The 13,754-nt window shown below is 69.6% G+C and carries 14 protein-coding genes and 1 pseudogene; 10 read left to right on the top strand and 5 right to left on the bottom strand.

Going from position 1 to position 13,754, the window contains the following annotated elements:
- Positions 1–220, top strand: a pseudogene (locus tag AO398_RS16565) (formyl transferase); the annotation flags it as partial.
- A 100-nt stretch (positions 221–320) separates the two neighbouring features.
- Here AO398_RS16565 and AO398_RS16570 read toward each other — a convergent pair.
- The gene (locus AO398_RS16570) at positions 321–620 is read right to left on the bottom strand and encodes a type II toxin-antitoxin system RelE/ParE family toxin (protein WP_058193223.1); all 300 of its coding nucleotides are present in this window, start codon (positions 618–620) and stop codon (positions 321–323) included.
- Positions 610–855: a type II toxin-antitoxin system ParD family antitoxin gene (locus AO398_RS16575; RefSeq protein WP_058193224.1), complete on the bottom strand. Its 246-nt coding sequence runs from the start codon at positions 853–855 to the stop codon at positions 610–612. Before AO398_RS16575 ends, AO398_RS16570 begins: the two co-directional genes overlap by 11 nt.
- A gap of 250 nt (positions 856–1,105) precedes the next feature.
- On the opposite strand from AO398_RS16575, the gene AO398_RS16580 reads away from it, so the two are divergent.
- The 4 genes from AO398_RS16580 (at position 1,106) to AO398_RS16595 (ending at position 5,804) form a co-directional block, all read left to right on the top strand.
- Positions 1,106–3,088 (top strand): monovalent cation:proton antiporter-2 (CPA2) family protein, encoded by a 1,983-nt coding sequence (locus AO398_RS16580; protein ID WP_058193225.1) that lies wholly within the window; start codon positions 1,106–1,108, stop codon positions 3,086–3,088.
- Between the two features lie 8 nt (positions 3,089–3,096).
- Positions 3,097–4,533 (top strand): MATE family efflux transporter, encoded by a 1,437-nt coding sequence (locus tag AO398_RS16585; RefSeq protein ID WP_058193262.1) that lies wholly within the window; start codon positions 3,097–3,099, stop codon positions 4,531–4,533.
- A gap of 144 nt (positions 4,534–4,677) precedes the next feature.
- Positions 4,678–5,418 carry a DUF937 domain-containing protein gene (locus tag AO398_RS16590; RefSeq protein WP_058193226.1) on the top strand — a complete coding sequence of 247 codons (741 nt, stop codon included), beginning with the start codon at positions 4,678–4,680 and terminating at the stop codon, positions 5,416–5,418.
- Positions 5,419–5,492: 74 nt separating this feature from the next.
- Positions 5,493–5,804 (top strand): cupin domain-containing protein, encoded by a 312-nt coding sequence (locus AO398_RS16595; protein WP_058193227.1) that lies wholly within the window; start codon positions 5,493–5,495, stop codon positions 5,802–5,804.
- 28 nt (positions 5,805–5,832) lie between these two features.
- On the opposite strand, the gene AO398_RS29430 is transcribed toward AO398_RS16595, so the two are convergent.
- Positions 5,833–6,087, bottom strand: coding sequence for a hypothetical protein (locus AO398_RS29430; RefSeq protein WP_244498805.1), 255 nt, complete (start codon positions 6,085–6,087; stop codon positions 5,833–5,835).
- Positions 6,088–6,682: 595 nt separating this feature from the next.
- Between AO398_RS29430 and glyA the strand changes: the two genes are divergently transcribed.
- The 5 genes from glyA (at position 6,683) to AO398_RS16625 (ending at position 11,340) form a co-directional block, all read left to right on the top strand.
- Positions 6,683–7,987, top strand: a complete 1,305-nt coding sequence (gene glyA / locus AO398_RS16605; RefSeq protein WP_058193228.1) for a serine hydroxymethyltransferase — start codon at positions 6,683–6,685, stop codon at positions 7,985–7,987.
- Positions 7,988–8,125: 138 nt separating this feature from the next.
- A complete protein-coding gene (locus AO398_RS16610) occupies positions 8,126–8,800 on the top strand; it encodes an amino acid racemase (RefSeq protein ID WP_244498806.1) in 675 nt (224 codons plus the stop codon).
- A gap of 262 nt (positions 8,801–9,062) precedes the next feature.
- Positions 9,063–9,605: a transcriptional regulator NrdR gene (gene nrdR / locus AO398_RS16615; RefSeq protein ID WP_058193230.1), complete on the top strand. Its 543-nt coding sequence runs from the start codon at positions 9,063–9,065 to the stop codon at positions 9,603–9,605.
- Positions 9,602–10,711, top strand: a complete 1,110-nt coding sequence (gene ribD / locus AO398_RS16620; protein ID WP_058193231.1) for a bifunctional diaminohydroxyphosphoribosylaminopyrimidine deaminase/5-amino-6-(5-phosphoribosylamino)uracil reductase RibD — start codon at positions 9,602–9,604, stop codon at positions 10,709–10,711. The genes nrdR and ribD overlap by 4 nt, the downstream gene beginning before the upstream one ends.
- Positions 10,712–10,713: 2 nt before the next feature.
- Positions 10,714–11,340, top strand: coding sequence for a riboflavin synthase (locus tag AO398_RS16625; RefSeq protein WP_058193232.1), 627 nt, complete (start codon positions 10,714–10,716; stop codon positions 11,338–11,340).
- Here AO398_RS16625 and AO398_RS16630 read toward each other — a convergent pair.
- Both AO398_RS16630 and AO398_RS16635 read right to left on the bottom strand, forming a co-directional pair.
- Positions 11,337–11,771 (bottom strand): PaaI family thioesterase, encoded by a 435-nt coding sequence (locus tag AO398_RS16630; protein ID WP_058193263.1) that lies wholly within the window; start codon positions 11,769–11,771, stop codon positions 11,337–11,339. The two genes, AO398_RS16625 and AO398_RS16630, sit on opposite strands and share 4 nt — an antisense overlap.
- A 332-nt stretch (positions 11,772–12,103) precedes the next feature.
- Positions 12,104–13,681 carry a SpoVR family protein gene (locus AO398_RS16635; RefSeq protein ID WP_058193233.1) on the bottom strand — a complete coding sequence of 526 codons (1,578 nt, stop codon included), beginning with the start codon at positions 13,679–13,681 and terminating at the stop codon, positions 12,104–12,106.
- Positions 13,682–13,754: the final 73 nt, after the last annotated feature.

Here is a 13,754-nt window from a genome sequence, read left to right on the forward strand (position 1 = left end):
CCTGATCCGGCCGGTGCAGGATTGCCGCCAGGGCTACGGCGCGGCGCTCGGCCTCGCCCTGATCCTGCGGCTCGACGCCGACGGCTACGAGCAGCGGGTCGAGACGCGCCTCGGCCCCGGGGCGGCCTGGCCCGGCTCCCGCCTGCACATGCTGAGCGCGGCCGGCGGCTTCGAGTTCATCGACGGCTCGCGCCGGGCGCGGTCGCGGCTGCTGGGGTGATCCGGCACGCGCAGCGGCCGGCCGGGTGCAGATGCTGAACTCGGTGCGCGCCCTCGACGGCCGAAGATCAGAAGTCTTGTCTGGTCGCGATCAAGTCGCTTCAAGACAGGCGGGACGGCACGTCCATGCGCTGATGCAGGACGCGGATGACATCGATTCCGGCCTCCGTCTGCCGGTAGAAAATCAAATGCGATCCGACCGCGTATCTGAGATAGCCGGCACGGATCTCGACGGCGCGGCCGACCTTCGCGCCGGCGGCGAGTGCGCCGGCTGTGTCAACGATTTCCTGATGGTAGCGATCGGCCTGATCCGGCGACCACCGGCCGAACGTATAGCGCCAGATCTCATCCAGGTCGGCACGCGCCAGGGGGGTGAACCGAGCGCGGGGGCTAGCGGCCATACTTGGCCCGCATCTCCTGAAGGAACGCGGAACTGTCCAGCTCCTCCGCGGGACCGGACTCTTCCCCGGCGATCAGGGCTGCTTGAAGCGCGGCGACCTTCACCTCGTGCTCTTCGAGCAGGCGCAGGCCGGCGCGGACGACCTCACTGGCCGATCCGTAGCGCCCATCGGTGACCTGACGATCGATGAACCCGGCGAAATGGTCCCCGAGCGAGATAGATGTGTTCTTCGCCATGCCGGCCTCCTGATACCAGAATGTACCATATTTTGGTACATGGCACGCAGATTCACCGGAAGGCCAAACGGACTGATCTGTCAGCGACCAGCGCGTTTCATGACACTGTTACGCCCCCGTACGGGCTTGGCTCGCCATCGGCCCAAGAACCCGCTTGTGCCGAACGGCACCCTCGCGCATCTCGCATCGCGGCGCCGCCCGCGCTAAGCCGGAGCCCACGAACCCGAAGCCATCCGCCGAGAAGATCTGCATGGCGAGCCCCGCCGAACATGCGAGCTTCCTGCCGCCGGTCCTGACCTTCCTGGCGGCCGCGGTGATCGGCGTGCCGGTGTTCCGGCTGATCGGCCAGAGCGCCGTGCTCGGCTACCTCGTGGCCGGGGTGCTGATCGGCCCGTCCGGCCTGTCGCTGATCGCCGAGCCCGAGACCGCCGCGAGCGTCGCCGAGATCGGCGTGGTGCTGCTGCTGTTCATCGTCGGGCTGGAATTGCACCTGTCGCAGCTCGTCTCGATGCGGCGGGACATCTTCGGCCTCGGCGCGGCGCAGCTCGTGGCCTGCGCCCTGGTCCTGGGCGGCGTCGGGCTGGCCGCCGGGCTCAGCCTCGGGGCGGCTTCGGTGATCGGGATCGCGCTCGCCCTCTCGGCCACCGCGGTGGCGCTGCAGCTCCTGGAGGAGCGGGGCGATCTCGGCAGCGCCTACGGGGGCCGGGCCTTCGCGGTGCTGCTGTTCCAGGATCTGTCGGTGGTCGGCATCCTGGCCCTGATGCCGCTGCTCGCCACGGCCGGCGACGCCACCGGCGGGCCCGGCATCGGGTCGGCGGCGATCTCCACCGGCAAGGCGGTGGCGGCCATCCTTGCCGTGGTGCTGGTGGGCCGCTACGGCCTCAACCCGTTCTTCCGGCTGCTGGCCGCCAGTGGCGCCCGCGAGGTCATGACCGCGGCGGCGCTCCTGGTGGTGCTCGGCACCGCGCTGCTGATGGAGCAGGTCGGCCTGTCCATGGCGATGGGCGCGTTCCTGGCCGGCATCCTGCTCGCCGAATCGAACTTCCGCCATCAGCTCGAGGCCGAGATCGAGCCGTTCCGCGGCATGCTGCTCGGCCTGTTCTTCATGAGCGTCGGCATGTCGATCGACGGCGGCCTGGTCCGGGAGGTCTGGCCGGCCCTGTTCGGGGCGACGCTCGGGGCGATCCTGCTCAAGGTGGCGCTGGTCGCCGGCCTGTTCCGGCTGTTCGGCTCGGACACCCTCGGCGCCTTGCGCGGCGCCGCCGTGCTGGCGCCGGCGGGCGAGTTCGCCTTCGTGCTGCTGCCCCAGGCGGAGGATCTCGGGCTCACCGGGCCCACGGCGACGCGCTTCGCGGTGGCGCTCGCGGCGCTGACCATGCTGATCGGGCCGGTCGCCGCCAAGGGCCTCGACAAGCTGATCGAGCGCCGCACCGCCCGCGAGCAGGTCGACGTGTCGGAACCCTCCGCGGAGCTCGCCGAGAGCGGCGAGGCCAGGGTGCTCGTGATCGGCTTCGGCCGGTTCGGGCAGGTGCTGACCCAGGTGCTCCTCGCCGAGGGGATCCCGGTGACTGTGATCGACAAGGACGTGGAGCAGCTGCGCGCGGCCTCGCGTTTCGGCTTCCGGATCTATTACGGCGACGGCACTCGGCTCGACGTGCTCCGCGCCGCCGGGATCGGCCGGGTCGAGCTGGTCTGCATCTGCGTGGACGACCGCGCCGGCGCGCTCAAGATCGTCGACATCGTGCACGAGGAGTTCTCGAACGTCCGCACCTTCGTGCGCGCCTACGACCGCCTGCACGCCGTCGAGCTGATGAACCGGGACGTCGATTACCAGATCCGCGAGACCGCGGAATCGGCCCTCGCCTTCGGGCGGGCGGCCCTGGAGGGACTCGGCCTGTCGCCGGAGGTGGCCGCGGCCCGGGCCGACGACGTGCGCAAGCGCGATATCGCCCGCCTGGTGCTGCAGCAGGCCGGCGCCCTGCCGGAGGGCGCCGGATGGATGCGCGGCGCCGCGGCGGGCCTGAAGCCCGAGCCGCTGACCGAGCCGGTCCGGCCGGCGCGGGCCTTGAGCACCGAGACCCGCGACCTGATCGGCAGCGACCGGCGCGAGGCGGCCGAGCGGCTTCTGGACAAGCCCGCCCTCGCCCCGCAGGAGGCCGATGCGACCGAGGCCGAGAACGAGGTCGATCCGGAGCCCGAGCTGGAATCGGAAGGCACCGCCCGGGATGCGTGACCGCCCCGATGCCTGACGGTTTGCCCACGGCCGAGGCGGGCCGGTTCGTGACCGGCTCGATCCTCCGGCACGTGGTCGTGATGGCCGCCACCGGCTCGGTGGGGCTGATGGCGATCTTCGTGGTCGACCTGCTGTCGCTGTTCTACGTCTCGAAGCTCGGCGACCCGAAACTCACCGCGGCGATCGGTTTCGCCGCGATCGTGCAGTTCTTCGCCACCGCCGTGAATATCGGCCTGATGATCGCCGCCGGCGCCCTGGTCGGGCGGGCGGTTGGGGCGGGTGACCGGGCAGCAGCGCGGCGCCTGTCGGGCTCGGCCCTCGCGCTGGCGAGCCTCGCAGCCGCGCTCATCGCCCTGCTGATCTTCGCGCTCTCCGAGCGGTTGCTGAGCCTGATCGGCGCCAGCGGCGAGACGCTCCGGGTCGCGCAGCTGTTCCTGCACATCACCCTGCCGTCGAACCTGCTGCTCGCCGCCGGCATGCTGTTCACCGGCCTGCTGCGCGCGGTCGGTGCGGCGCGCCAAGCCATGCTGGTCACCCTCGCGGGCGCCATCGTCACGGCCGTCCTCGACCCGCTGCTGATCTTCGGCGCCGGCCTCGGCGTCGAGGGCGCGGCGATCACGATCTGCGTGGCGCGGGCGACCTTCGTGGCGGTGGGCTTGCGCGGCGTGATGCAGCACGGGCTGCTGGCCCTGCCGCTTGTATCGGATGTCGTCTCCGACGCGCCGGTCCTGGCGACGGTCGCCGGGCCGGCAGTGCTGACGAACCTCGCGCCCTCGGTCGCGAGCGCCTTCCTGGCGCGCCTCTTTGCCGGCTACGGCGCCGATGCGGTAGCCGCCGCCGCGGTGATCGACCGCCTGACGCCGGTGGCCTTCGGGGGCCTGTTCGCCCTGTCGGGAGCGATCGGCCCGATCCTGGCGCAGAACTGGGGCGCCGGGCGGTTCGACCGGATGCGCGGGGTCCTGGGCGCGGCGATCCGGGTGACCCTGATCTACACGGCCCTGGTCTGGCTCGTCCTGGCGCTCGCCCGCGACCCGCTGGCGGGCCTGTTCGGGTTGCACGGGGTCGCGCGCGACCTGTTCGGCTTCTTCTGCCTCGCCGGCGGGGCGATCTGGTTCTTCAACGGGCTCCTGTTCCTCGGCAATGCCGCCTTCAACAATCTCGGCTTCCCGATCCGCTCGACCCTGCTGAACTGGGGCCGGGCCACCCTCGGGACCGTGCCGCCGGCGATGCTCGGCGCCACGCTCTACGGGCCGCGCGGGGTGGTCGCCGGGATGGGCCTCGGCTCGCTGGTCTTCGGCATCCTGGGCATCCTGCTCGCCCGCCGCACCGTCGACCGGCTGGAGGCGCGGGGCGGGCGCGTTCCGCAGCCGGCGGCCACCCGCGAGGCGTCGCAGCGTGATGCGCCTTTGCCCGCCGGCCAGCCCCATCCCGGGCCGGTGAGCTGAAGCGGGCGCAGCCCGCAATACCAGCCGATCGCTGGGCCGGAGCGGGCTGAGCACAAGATCCTTTGACGGGAACTGGTATTTCGCCGCGCAACCGGTCACGATGGTTCGTCCCGGCCGGTCCGACCGGGACGGGGACGAGGCGTCATGTTCAACCCGCTCGAGATGTTCCAGGTCCAGGGCGAGGCCGGGATCCAGGCGATGGCCCAGCAATTCGGCCTGACCCCCGAGCAGACGGCCCGCGCCTTCGAGGCGCTGATGCCGGCCCTGACCCTCGGGCTCCAGCGCGGCGCCGGCCTGGATCCGAGCAGCTTCGCCCGAATGTTCGGCATGCCGGACACCGCACGCTCGGCCGCCCCCCAGGGCCTGGAAGCGCTGACCCAGATGTTCGGTTCGGCCCAGCTGATGCAGGGGGTGCTGCGCCAGGCCTCGGCGACCAGCGGGGTCGGCGCGCAGGTGCTGCGCCAGATGCTGCCGATGATGGCGGGCGCCGTCGTGGCGAGCATCGTCCACATCATGCTCAACCAGCCCCAGGCCGAGCCCGCCCAAGCCCGGCCGGCGGCGCCCCCGCCCCCCGTGCCGTTCCCGTTCGGCCCGGCCTGGGGCGAGATGGCCAAGGCGTTCATGCCCGCTGCGGCCCCACCCCCACCGCCGAAACCCGTTCCCAAGTCAGCCGGGGAGAAGGCCGGCGAGGCCGGCTCCGCGATGATCGAGCACATGATGCGCACCGGGGCCGAGGTGCAGGGCAACAACATCCGGGCGATGCAGGAGCTGTTCGCGACGTTTTGGCCGTCCTCGGAAAAGCCCGCGGATCCGGCACCGCCGAAGCCCGAGCCGAGCCCGCCGAAGCCCCGCCGCGGCCGCGCGCCCGAGGGCGGGACCGGTTGACGCACGGCCCGGGTTGCCGCGGCCGTTGATCCGGCGCGGCGCGGACGCATCTCCTGCGGCGAAGGAGAACCTCGATGACCGATCACCTGACCGCCTGGGACAGCTGCGAAGAAACCGTTGCCGGCAATGGCGTCGCCAAGCGCACGATCCCGGGCGCCGACGCGCGCCTCGTGCGGGTCGTGGTCCCGGCGGGTGTCTCAGCCGGGCGTCACAGCCATGAGCACGAGCAGTTCGTGCAGGTGATCTCCGGCTCCGGGTTCCTCGAGACCGAGCAGGGCCGCAAGCCGTTCTCCGCCGGCAGCGTGTTCCATTTCCCCGCCGGGACGTGGCATGCCGCCGCGTTCGAGACCGAGACCGTGCTGGTCGAGACCAATTTCGTTTCCTGAACGCGGGCGACATGTGCCCGATCCGGACTCAGAGGGACGTGTTTCTGCCGAACTGCGCCTCGAGCCTTGCGGTACTGGCCACTGCCTCATGAGCGTAGCGGATTGCGGCCTCGGCGGTCAGCAGCTTGTCCTCTTGCGGGTCGAAGGCGACGCCCGTCGACAGCCTTAAGGCAGCGGCAATCGCGATCCAGGTCCCCGCGCAGGCCGGGAACGTCGCGATATAGAAGGCATACGCGTAGGCCCATGGCCCCCTGAAATCTGTTTCGGGGCAGGTCTCCGCCAAGTCGGAGAACAGAATGACCGAGCACTCGAAGCCAGCCTCACGCCCCTGTCATGTGGCAGGGAGGTGACCGGAGACGGCTGGCGGGATCTGATCGGATTTCAGCGCCAGATCGAATCCTATTGCATCGATGGAGGCCTGCCATTCCAGGATGCTGGAAATGGGTCTGTGGCACAGGGCGTAGGCTTCCATGGTCGTGCGCCCACCGCTAAAATCGTAAATACCCTAGAAATTCTCATTGCAATTCTATATTCAGTTATATGACCGCATAGGTCATTCATCTTAGATACAATACTGCGATACCCAGATAAAAATCAGTCAATAATTCGGATGATTATTATCGAATACATCACCGATGCATGTTTTATTCTATCGCAGTTAAATTGCGTCAAGCGATTCTGCCGCATGATGAGAGGGCGGCACACGAGGCCTCAGTCTACCGTCGCTGCGCTCACCTGCGGCAAATAATTCTTTGGGCCCGTCCAAATTGCCTGTGCTTGGCGGCACGCACCAGCCCGTGTAGGAATCCCGCTCGAATGCCCGCCCGTGCACGCCGACGAAAGGCCGGGCCCCGCCCCTACCAGAACAGAGGCAGACCATGAGCGCCGGTACCGCCGCCGACAAGCACTTCTCGAACAGCTTCTTCGCGGCCCCGCTGACCGAGGCCGATCCCGAGATCGCCGATGCGGTGTCGAAGGAACTCGGCCGTCAGCAGCACGAGATCGAGCTGATCGCCTCGGAGAACATCGTCTCCCGCGCCGTGCTCGAGGCGCAGGGCTCGGTGCTCACCAACAAGTACGCGGAAGGCTATCCGGGCCGGCGCTACTACGGCGGCTGCCAGTTCGTGGACATCGCCGAGAACCTCGCCATCGAGCGCGCCAAGCGCCTGTTCGATTGCGGCTTCGCCAACGTGCAGCCGAACTCGGGCTCCCAGGCCAACCAGGGCGTGTTCCTGGCCCTGATGCAGCCCGGCGACACCTTCCTGGGCCTCGACCTCGCGGCCGGCGGCCACCTCACCCACGGCGCCCCGCCCAACGTCTCGGGCAAGTGGTTCAAGCCGATCTCCTACACGGTGCGCCGCGATGACCAACGCATCGACATGGAGCAGGTCGCCGCGCTCGCCGAGGAGCACAAGCCGAAGGTGATCATCGCCGGCGGCTCGGGTTACCCGCGCCACTGGGACTTCGCCAAGTTCCGTGAGATCGCCGATTCCGTCGGCGCCTACTTCATGGTCGACGCGGCCCACTTCGCCGGGCTGATCGCGGCCGGCGTGCATCCGTCGCCGTTCCCGCACGCCCACGTGGTCACCACCACGACCCACAAGACGCTCCGCGGCCCCCGCGGCGGCATGATCCTGACGAACGACGAGGCGCTCGCCAAGAAGTTCAACTCGGCGATCTTCCCCGGCCTCCAGGGCGGCCCGCTGATGCATGTCATCGCCGGCAAGGCCGTGGCCTTCGGCGAGGCGCTCAAGCCCGAGTTCAAGATCTACGCCCGTCAGGTGGTAGAGAACGCCAAGGCGCTCGCCGACACCCTGATGTCCGGCGGCTACGACATCACCTCGGGCGGCACCGACAACCACCTGATGCTGGTCGATCTTCAGCGGAAGGGCCTCACCGGCAAGGCCGCCGAGGCCGCCCTGTCGCGGGCCGACATCACCTGCAACAAGAACGGCGTGCCGTTCGACACCCAGAAGCCGACCATCACCTCGGGCATCCGCCTGGGTACCCCGGCCGGCACCTCGCGGGGCTTCGGCGTCGCCGAGTTCAAGCAGATCGGCGGCTTCATCGTCGAGGTGCTGGACGGCATGGTGGCCAAGGGCGAGGCCGGCGATCCGGAGGTCGAGGCCTCGGTGAAGAGCCGCGTCCACGCGCTGACCGACCGGTTCCCGATCTACGGCTGAGGCCTGTCAGCCGAGCCGATTGCGCTCAGTGCCTAGGAGAGGAATAAACGCCCGCGGGTCTTCGGATCCGCGGGCGTCGTTCTGTCGGCGTCACGATTCTCTTCGGGACACGACGCCGTGCCAAAACATATCGGGATCGTGGGATGCTCCGCCGAAGGAGCGGCGCTCTGCTATCGGACGATTTGCACGGAAGGCGCGGCGCATCTGGGTCCGCATGGACACCCGGAGGTGTCGATGCATACGCATTCCCTGGCGGCCTATGTCGATTGCCTCGATCGCGGCGATCTGGCGGGAGTCGGCGACCTGATGCTGTCCTCCGCGGCCAAGCTACAGGCTGCGGGGGCCGATTTCTTGATCTGCCCGGACAACACCATCCATCAGGCGATGGATCGGGTCCGTCCGCGCTCGCCCCTGCCCTGGCTGCACATCGCCGAGGTGGTCGCGGAGGAAGCCTCGGCCCGCGGCTTCCGCCGCCTCGGCCTGACTGGGACCCGCTGGCTCGTGGAGAGCGACGTGTACCCGACGGCACTGCGCCGATACGGCATCGACTGCGTGATCCCGCAACCGCACGAGCGGGCCCAGCTTGGCGCGATCATCATGTCCGAGCTGGTCAACGGGATCTTCGATCCGGCGAGCGTGGCTCAGTTCCAGACGGTCATCGCACGCCTGAAGGATGAGGAACACTGCGACGCGGTCGTGCTCGGCTGCACCGAGATCCCCCTGATCATCCATGACGGCAACGCGGCGCTGCCGACCTTGGATTCGACGCGGCTGCTTGCCCGCGCCGCCCTCAGCCAAGCGCTGGCCGCCTGAGCCACCGCGCGTTTCCCCTCCCCCTTGCGGGGAGGGGTCAGGGGTGGGGGTGGCACAGAAGGGACCGCCGAGCCTTCCCTGGAACCACCCCCACCTCCAACTCCTCCCCGCAAGGGGGAGGAGAGCGCGTTCCGCCCTGCACAAGCCGCCGCGCGCGCACCGCAGCTCTGTCGCGTGCCCCTATCCTGGCAATCCGCAGGCGGCTGGGGCAGATAGCCGATTGCGGGTCCGCGAGACCCTGAAACGAGGCGGCTCAGATCCCATGCGGTGTCCCTATTGCGGCGGCTCCGAGACGCAGGTGAAGGATTCGCGGCCCTCCGAGGACGGCGCGGCGCTGCTGGGCCGCCGGGTCTGCCCGGATTGCGCCGGCCGCTTCACCACCTTCGAGCGGGTGCAGCTGCGCGAGGTCGTGGTGCTCAAGCGCTCGGGCAAGCGTGTGCCCTTCGACCGGGACAAGCTCCAGCGCTCGATCGGCGTGGCCCTGCGCAAGCGCGCCGTCGATCCCGAGCGGATCGAGCGGCTGGTCAGCGGCATCACCCGGCAGCTCGAGAGTGCCGGCGAGCCGGAGGTGACCTCCGAGGCGATCGGCGAATTGGTGATGGCCGGCCTGAAGGGTCTCGACGACGTCGCCTATGTGCGCTTCGCCTCGGTCTACAAGAATTTTCGGGAAGCCAAGGATTTCGAGGACCTGCTCGGCACCCTGGGCGACGGCCTGCTGGCCGTGGGGGCCGAAACGGATGCGTCGCCCGACCCCGAGGAGCCCGAGCCCGACGCCCCGCCCCGCCGCCGGGCCGTCCGCTCATGAGCGACGATGCCAGCTTCATGCGCCTGGCCCTGGCGCTCGGCCGGCGCGGGCTCGGCACCACCTGGCCGAACCCCTCCGTGGGCGCCGTCGTCGTCGAGCCCGGCACCGGCCGGATCCTCGGGACCGGGGCGACGGCGCCGGGGGGCCGGCCCCACGGGGAGCCCCTGGCGCTGGCCCAGGCCGGCGCGGCCGCACGGGGCGCGACCCTCTACGTCACCCTGGAGCCGTGCTCGCATCACGGCCGCACGCCGCCCTGCACCGACGCGATCCTGGCCGCCGGGATCGCCCGGGTGGTCAGCGCCGTCGAGGATCCGGATTCGCGGGTGGCCGGGCGCGGCCATGCCCTCCTGCGCCAGGGCGGCGTCGCGGTCGAGACCGGCCTGCTGCGGGAGGCGGCGACCCGGGACCATATCGGCCACATCACCCGGGTGACCCGCGGGAGGCCGGCGGTGCACCTCAAGCTCGCCCGCACCCGCGACGGCTTCTGCGCGGGTGCAGGCCCGGAGCGCCTGCGGATCACCGGCCCGGTGGCCGACGGGGCGGTGCATCTCTGGCGGGCGCATGCCGACGCGATCCTGATCGGCATCGGCACCGCCCGGGCCGACGACCCGTCCCTGACCGTGCGGCTGCCGGGCCTCGGCGCCCGCTCGCCCCTGCGGATCGTGCTCGATTCGCAGCTGATGCTCTCGCCGGCCAGCGTGCTCGCCCGGACCGCGCGCGACACCGCCACCCTGGTCCTGACCACCCGCTCCGCCCCGGCCCATGCCCGCCGGGCCCTGGAGGCCCTGGGAGTCGAGATCGCCATCCTGCCGGCAGATGTCGCCGGCCGCGTCGAGCTGCCGAACGCGCTGGCCCATCTCGGGGAGCGCGGTTTGACGCGGCTGTGCACCGAAGGCGGCCCGCGCCTGGCCGATGCCCTGGCGCGGGCCGATCTGATCGAGGCCTGCACGCTGGTCACCGGGCCGGCGGAACTCGGCGCCGCGGGCGGCCTGAAGGCGCTCGGCCCGGATCTCACCGACGCGCTGGCAGAGCCGAAGAAATTCCGGGTGGCCGAACAGCTGCAGCTCGGCCCCGACGCGGCCGCCACCTACGAGAGGGTTTTCTAGCGATGTTCACCGGTCTGGTCAGCGACGTCGGCACCATCGTCTCGATCGCGGGCGAGGGCGACCTGCGCCGGATCACGATCCGCGCCTCCTACGACCCGGCCACCATCGCGCTCGGCGCCTCGATCGCGTGCTCGGGCCCGTGCCTGACGGGGGTGGGGGTGGTGCCGGCCGAGGGCGGCTGCGTCTTCGCCGTGGACGCCGCAGCCGAGACCCTGGCGCGGACCACGGTCGGCCGCTGGACGGCGGGCGGACGCATCAACCTGGAGCGCTCCCTGAAGATCGGCGACGAGCTCGGCGGCCACCTCGTCACCGGCCATGTCGACGGCGTCGCCGAGATCCTGGAGCGGGAGAGCGTCACGGCCGGCGCTTGGGGGCCGAGCGACCGGTTCACGCTGCGCGCCCCCGCGGGCCTCTCGCGCTTCATCGCCGAGAAGGGCTCGGTCTGCCTGGACGGCACCTCGCTCACGGTGAACAGCGTCGACGGCGACGTCTTCTCGGTGCTGCTGATCCCGCACACCCTCCAGGTCACCACCTGGGGCGAGCGGCGCGCCGGCGACGGGCTGAATCTGGAGGTCGACCTGATCGCCCGCTACGCGGCCCGGCTCACCGAGGCGCGGCCGGGCGCCTAACCGCGGTCGGGCGGAATCGCGTAGGTGCCGGTGGCGTGGCAGACGAGGTCGTCGCTGCCCGGGGCGGTGATTCCCACCTCCCCCACCGCCAAGCGCCGCCCGAGCTTGAGCAGCCGGCATTCCGCCAGCAGATCACCCGGGGCGGGCCTGCGCAGGAAGTTGAAGGTCAGGTTCGTGGTCACGGCGAGCGCAACCGGGCCGATCTGGGCCAGGATCGCGGCGTAGAGCACGTAATCGGCCAGCGCCATCATGGCCGGCCCCGACACGGTCCCCCCCGGCCGCAGGAAGCGTTCCTGCCCTTCCATCCGCATCCGTGCCGAGAGCGGCCCCACCGCCTCCAGATGGAAGGCCCGGCCCCCGGCCTGCATCTGCGGGAATTCCCGGTCGAGGAAGTTTTTCGTCTCGTCGAGGGTGAGGATCGGGGCGCTCATGCCTGCTTGCAGCATGGGACAGGGGATGGGGCAATCCAGGCAGGACGCTGAGTCCACCTGACGTCGCGGCGAGCCCGATCCGCTTCAGCGTGCCTGGTGAACCGCCCCGTCATTCCGGGGCGCCGCAGGCGAGCCCGGAATCCAGATCCGCTGTCGGCGCAGGACCTTGAACGGTCGGCGGTTATGGATCCCGGGTTCGGCTACGCGGCCCCGGGATGACAAGGTGGATGTTTGACCGGCCGTGCGAGCCACAGGCCTTCGGACAATCATTCTTCAAGCCACCGTTGCTGTGCCGCGAAGAGGCATGCACGAGATGGCAGCGGATCCCCTGGTCAGAAGAAAATCGGCCGCGCGCTGGCGCTGATCTCGCCCAGCACCGTGCCGGTGGCCGGTTCGACTTCCTTGAGGACCACGTCGTAGCCCCAGAGGTCGGCGAGGTGCTGGAGCACCCGCTTGGCATCCTCCTTCTGCAGGGTGATCTTGTTGATCGCCTTGTGGTGCAGGATCAGCCGGCGGTCGCCTTCGAGGTCGACATCCACCACCTCGATATCCGGGTCGAGCCAGGCGACGTCGTACTGGCGGGCGAAGGAGCGGCGCATCTTGCGGTAGCCGCGCTCGTCGTGGATCGCCTCGACGCGCAACTCCGGCTCGTCGGGGTCGTCGACCACGTGGAACAGGCGCAGGTCGCGCATCAGCTTGGGCGACAGGAACTGCTGGATGAAGCTCTCGTCGCGGTAATTCGCCCAGCAATCGCGCAGAACCGCCATGGGATCGCCGGTACCGGCGATGTCGGGGAACCATTCGCGGTCCTCAGGCGTCGGCTGCTCCACGATGCGGGCGATGTCCTGCATCATCGCGAAGCCGATCGCGTAGGGATTGTGGCCGCCATAGGAGCGGTCGTCGTAGTTCGGCTGCCGGATGACGTTGGTGTGCGATTGCAGGAATTCGAGATAGGCGGCCTCGGTGATCTGCCCCTTCTCGGACAGGGAATTCATGATCCGGTAGTGGTTGTAGGTCGCGCAGCCCTCGTTCATTACCTTGGTCTGGCGCTGCGGGTAGAAATACTGCGCCACCAGCCGGACGATCCGCAGGATCTCGCGCTGCCAGGGGCGCAGCCGCGGGGCGACCTTCTCCAGGAAATAAAGAATATTCTCCTGCGGCAGTTCGAGCAGGGCCTTGCGCCGCTCGGCGGCCAGGTCCGGGCGCACGGCGCCGACCTTCTGTGGCAGGGTCCGCCACAGGTCGTTGTAGATCTGCTCGCCGTGCTCGACCCGCTCGCGCTCGCGCCGCTGCTCGGAGGCCAGGTCCGGCCGCTTCTTGCGCGGATACCGGTGGACGCCCTGGCTCATCAGCGCGTGGGCGGCGTCGAGCACCTGCTCCACCGCCTGGTGGCCGTAGCGCTCCTCGCAGCGGGTGATGAAGCCCTTGGCGAAGTCCAGGTAATCGAGGATGCCCTCGGCATCGGTCCATTGCCGGAACAGATAGTTGTTCTTGAAGAAGTGGTTGTGGCCGAAGGCGGCGTGCGCGATCACCAGGGTCTGCATCGTCGCCGTGTTCTCCTCCATCACGTAGGAGATGCACGGATCCGAGTTGATGACGATCTCGTAGGCGAGCCCCATCAGGCCGCGCCGGTAGCCGGCCTCGTGCTGGGCGAAGTGCTTGCCGAAGGACCAGTGCTTGTAGAACAGCGGCATGCCGATCGACGCGTAGGCGTCGAGCATCTGCTCGGCCGTGATGATCTCGATCTGGTTCGGATACCAGGACAATCCGAGTTCCGGCCCGGCAATGGCCTCGCAGGCGTCGTGGATGCGCCGGATCGTGTCGAAATCCCAGTCGTTGCCGGTGAACAGGGGCTTTTGGCCGCCGGAGATCGGCGACTTGCTCGACGGACGGCTCAGGCTGGTCACCATGAAACCCTACTCCTCGACCTGTCTCCCCTCCCCCTTGCGGGGAGGGGCCGGGGGTGGGGGTGGTGCAGAAGAG

Origin of the sequence: Methylobacterium sp. GXS13 (assembly GCF_001455965.1) — a bacterium.
Classification (GTDB): Bacteria; Pseudomonadota; Alphaproteobacteria; order Rhizobiales; family Beijerinckiaceae; genus Methylobacterium.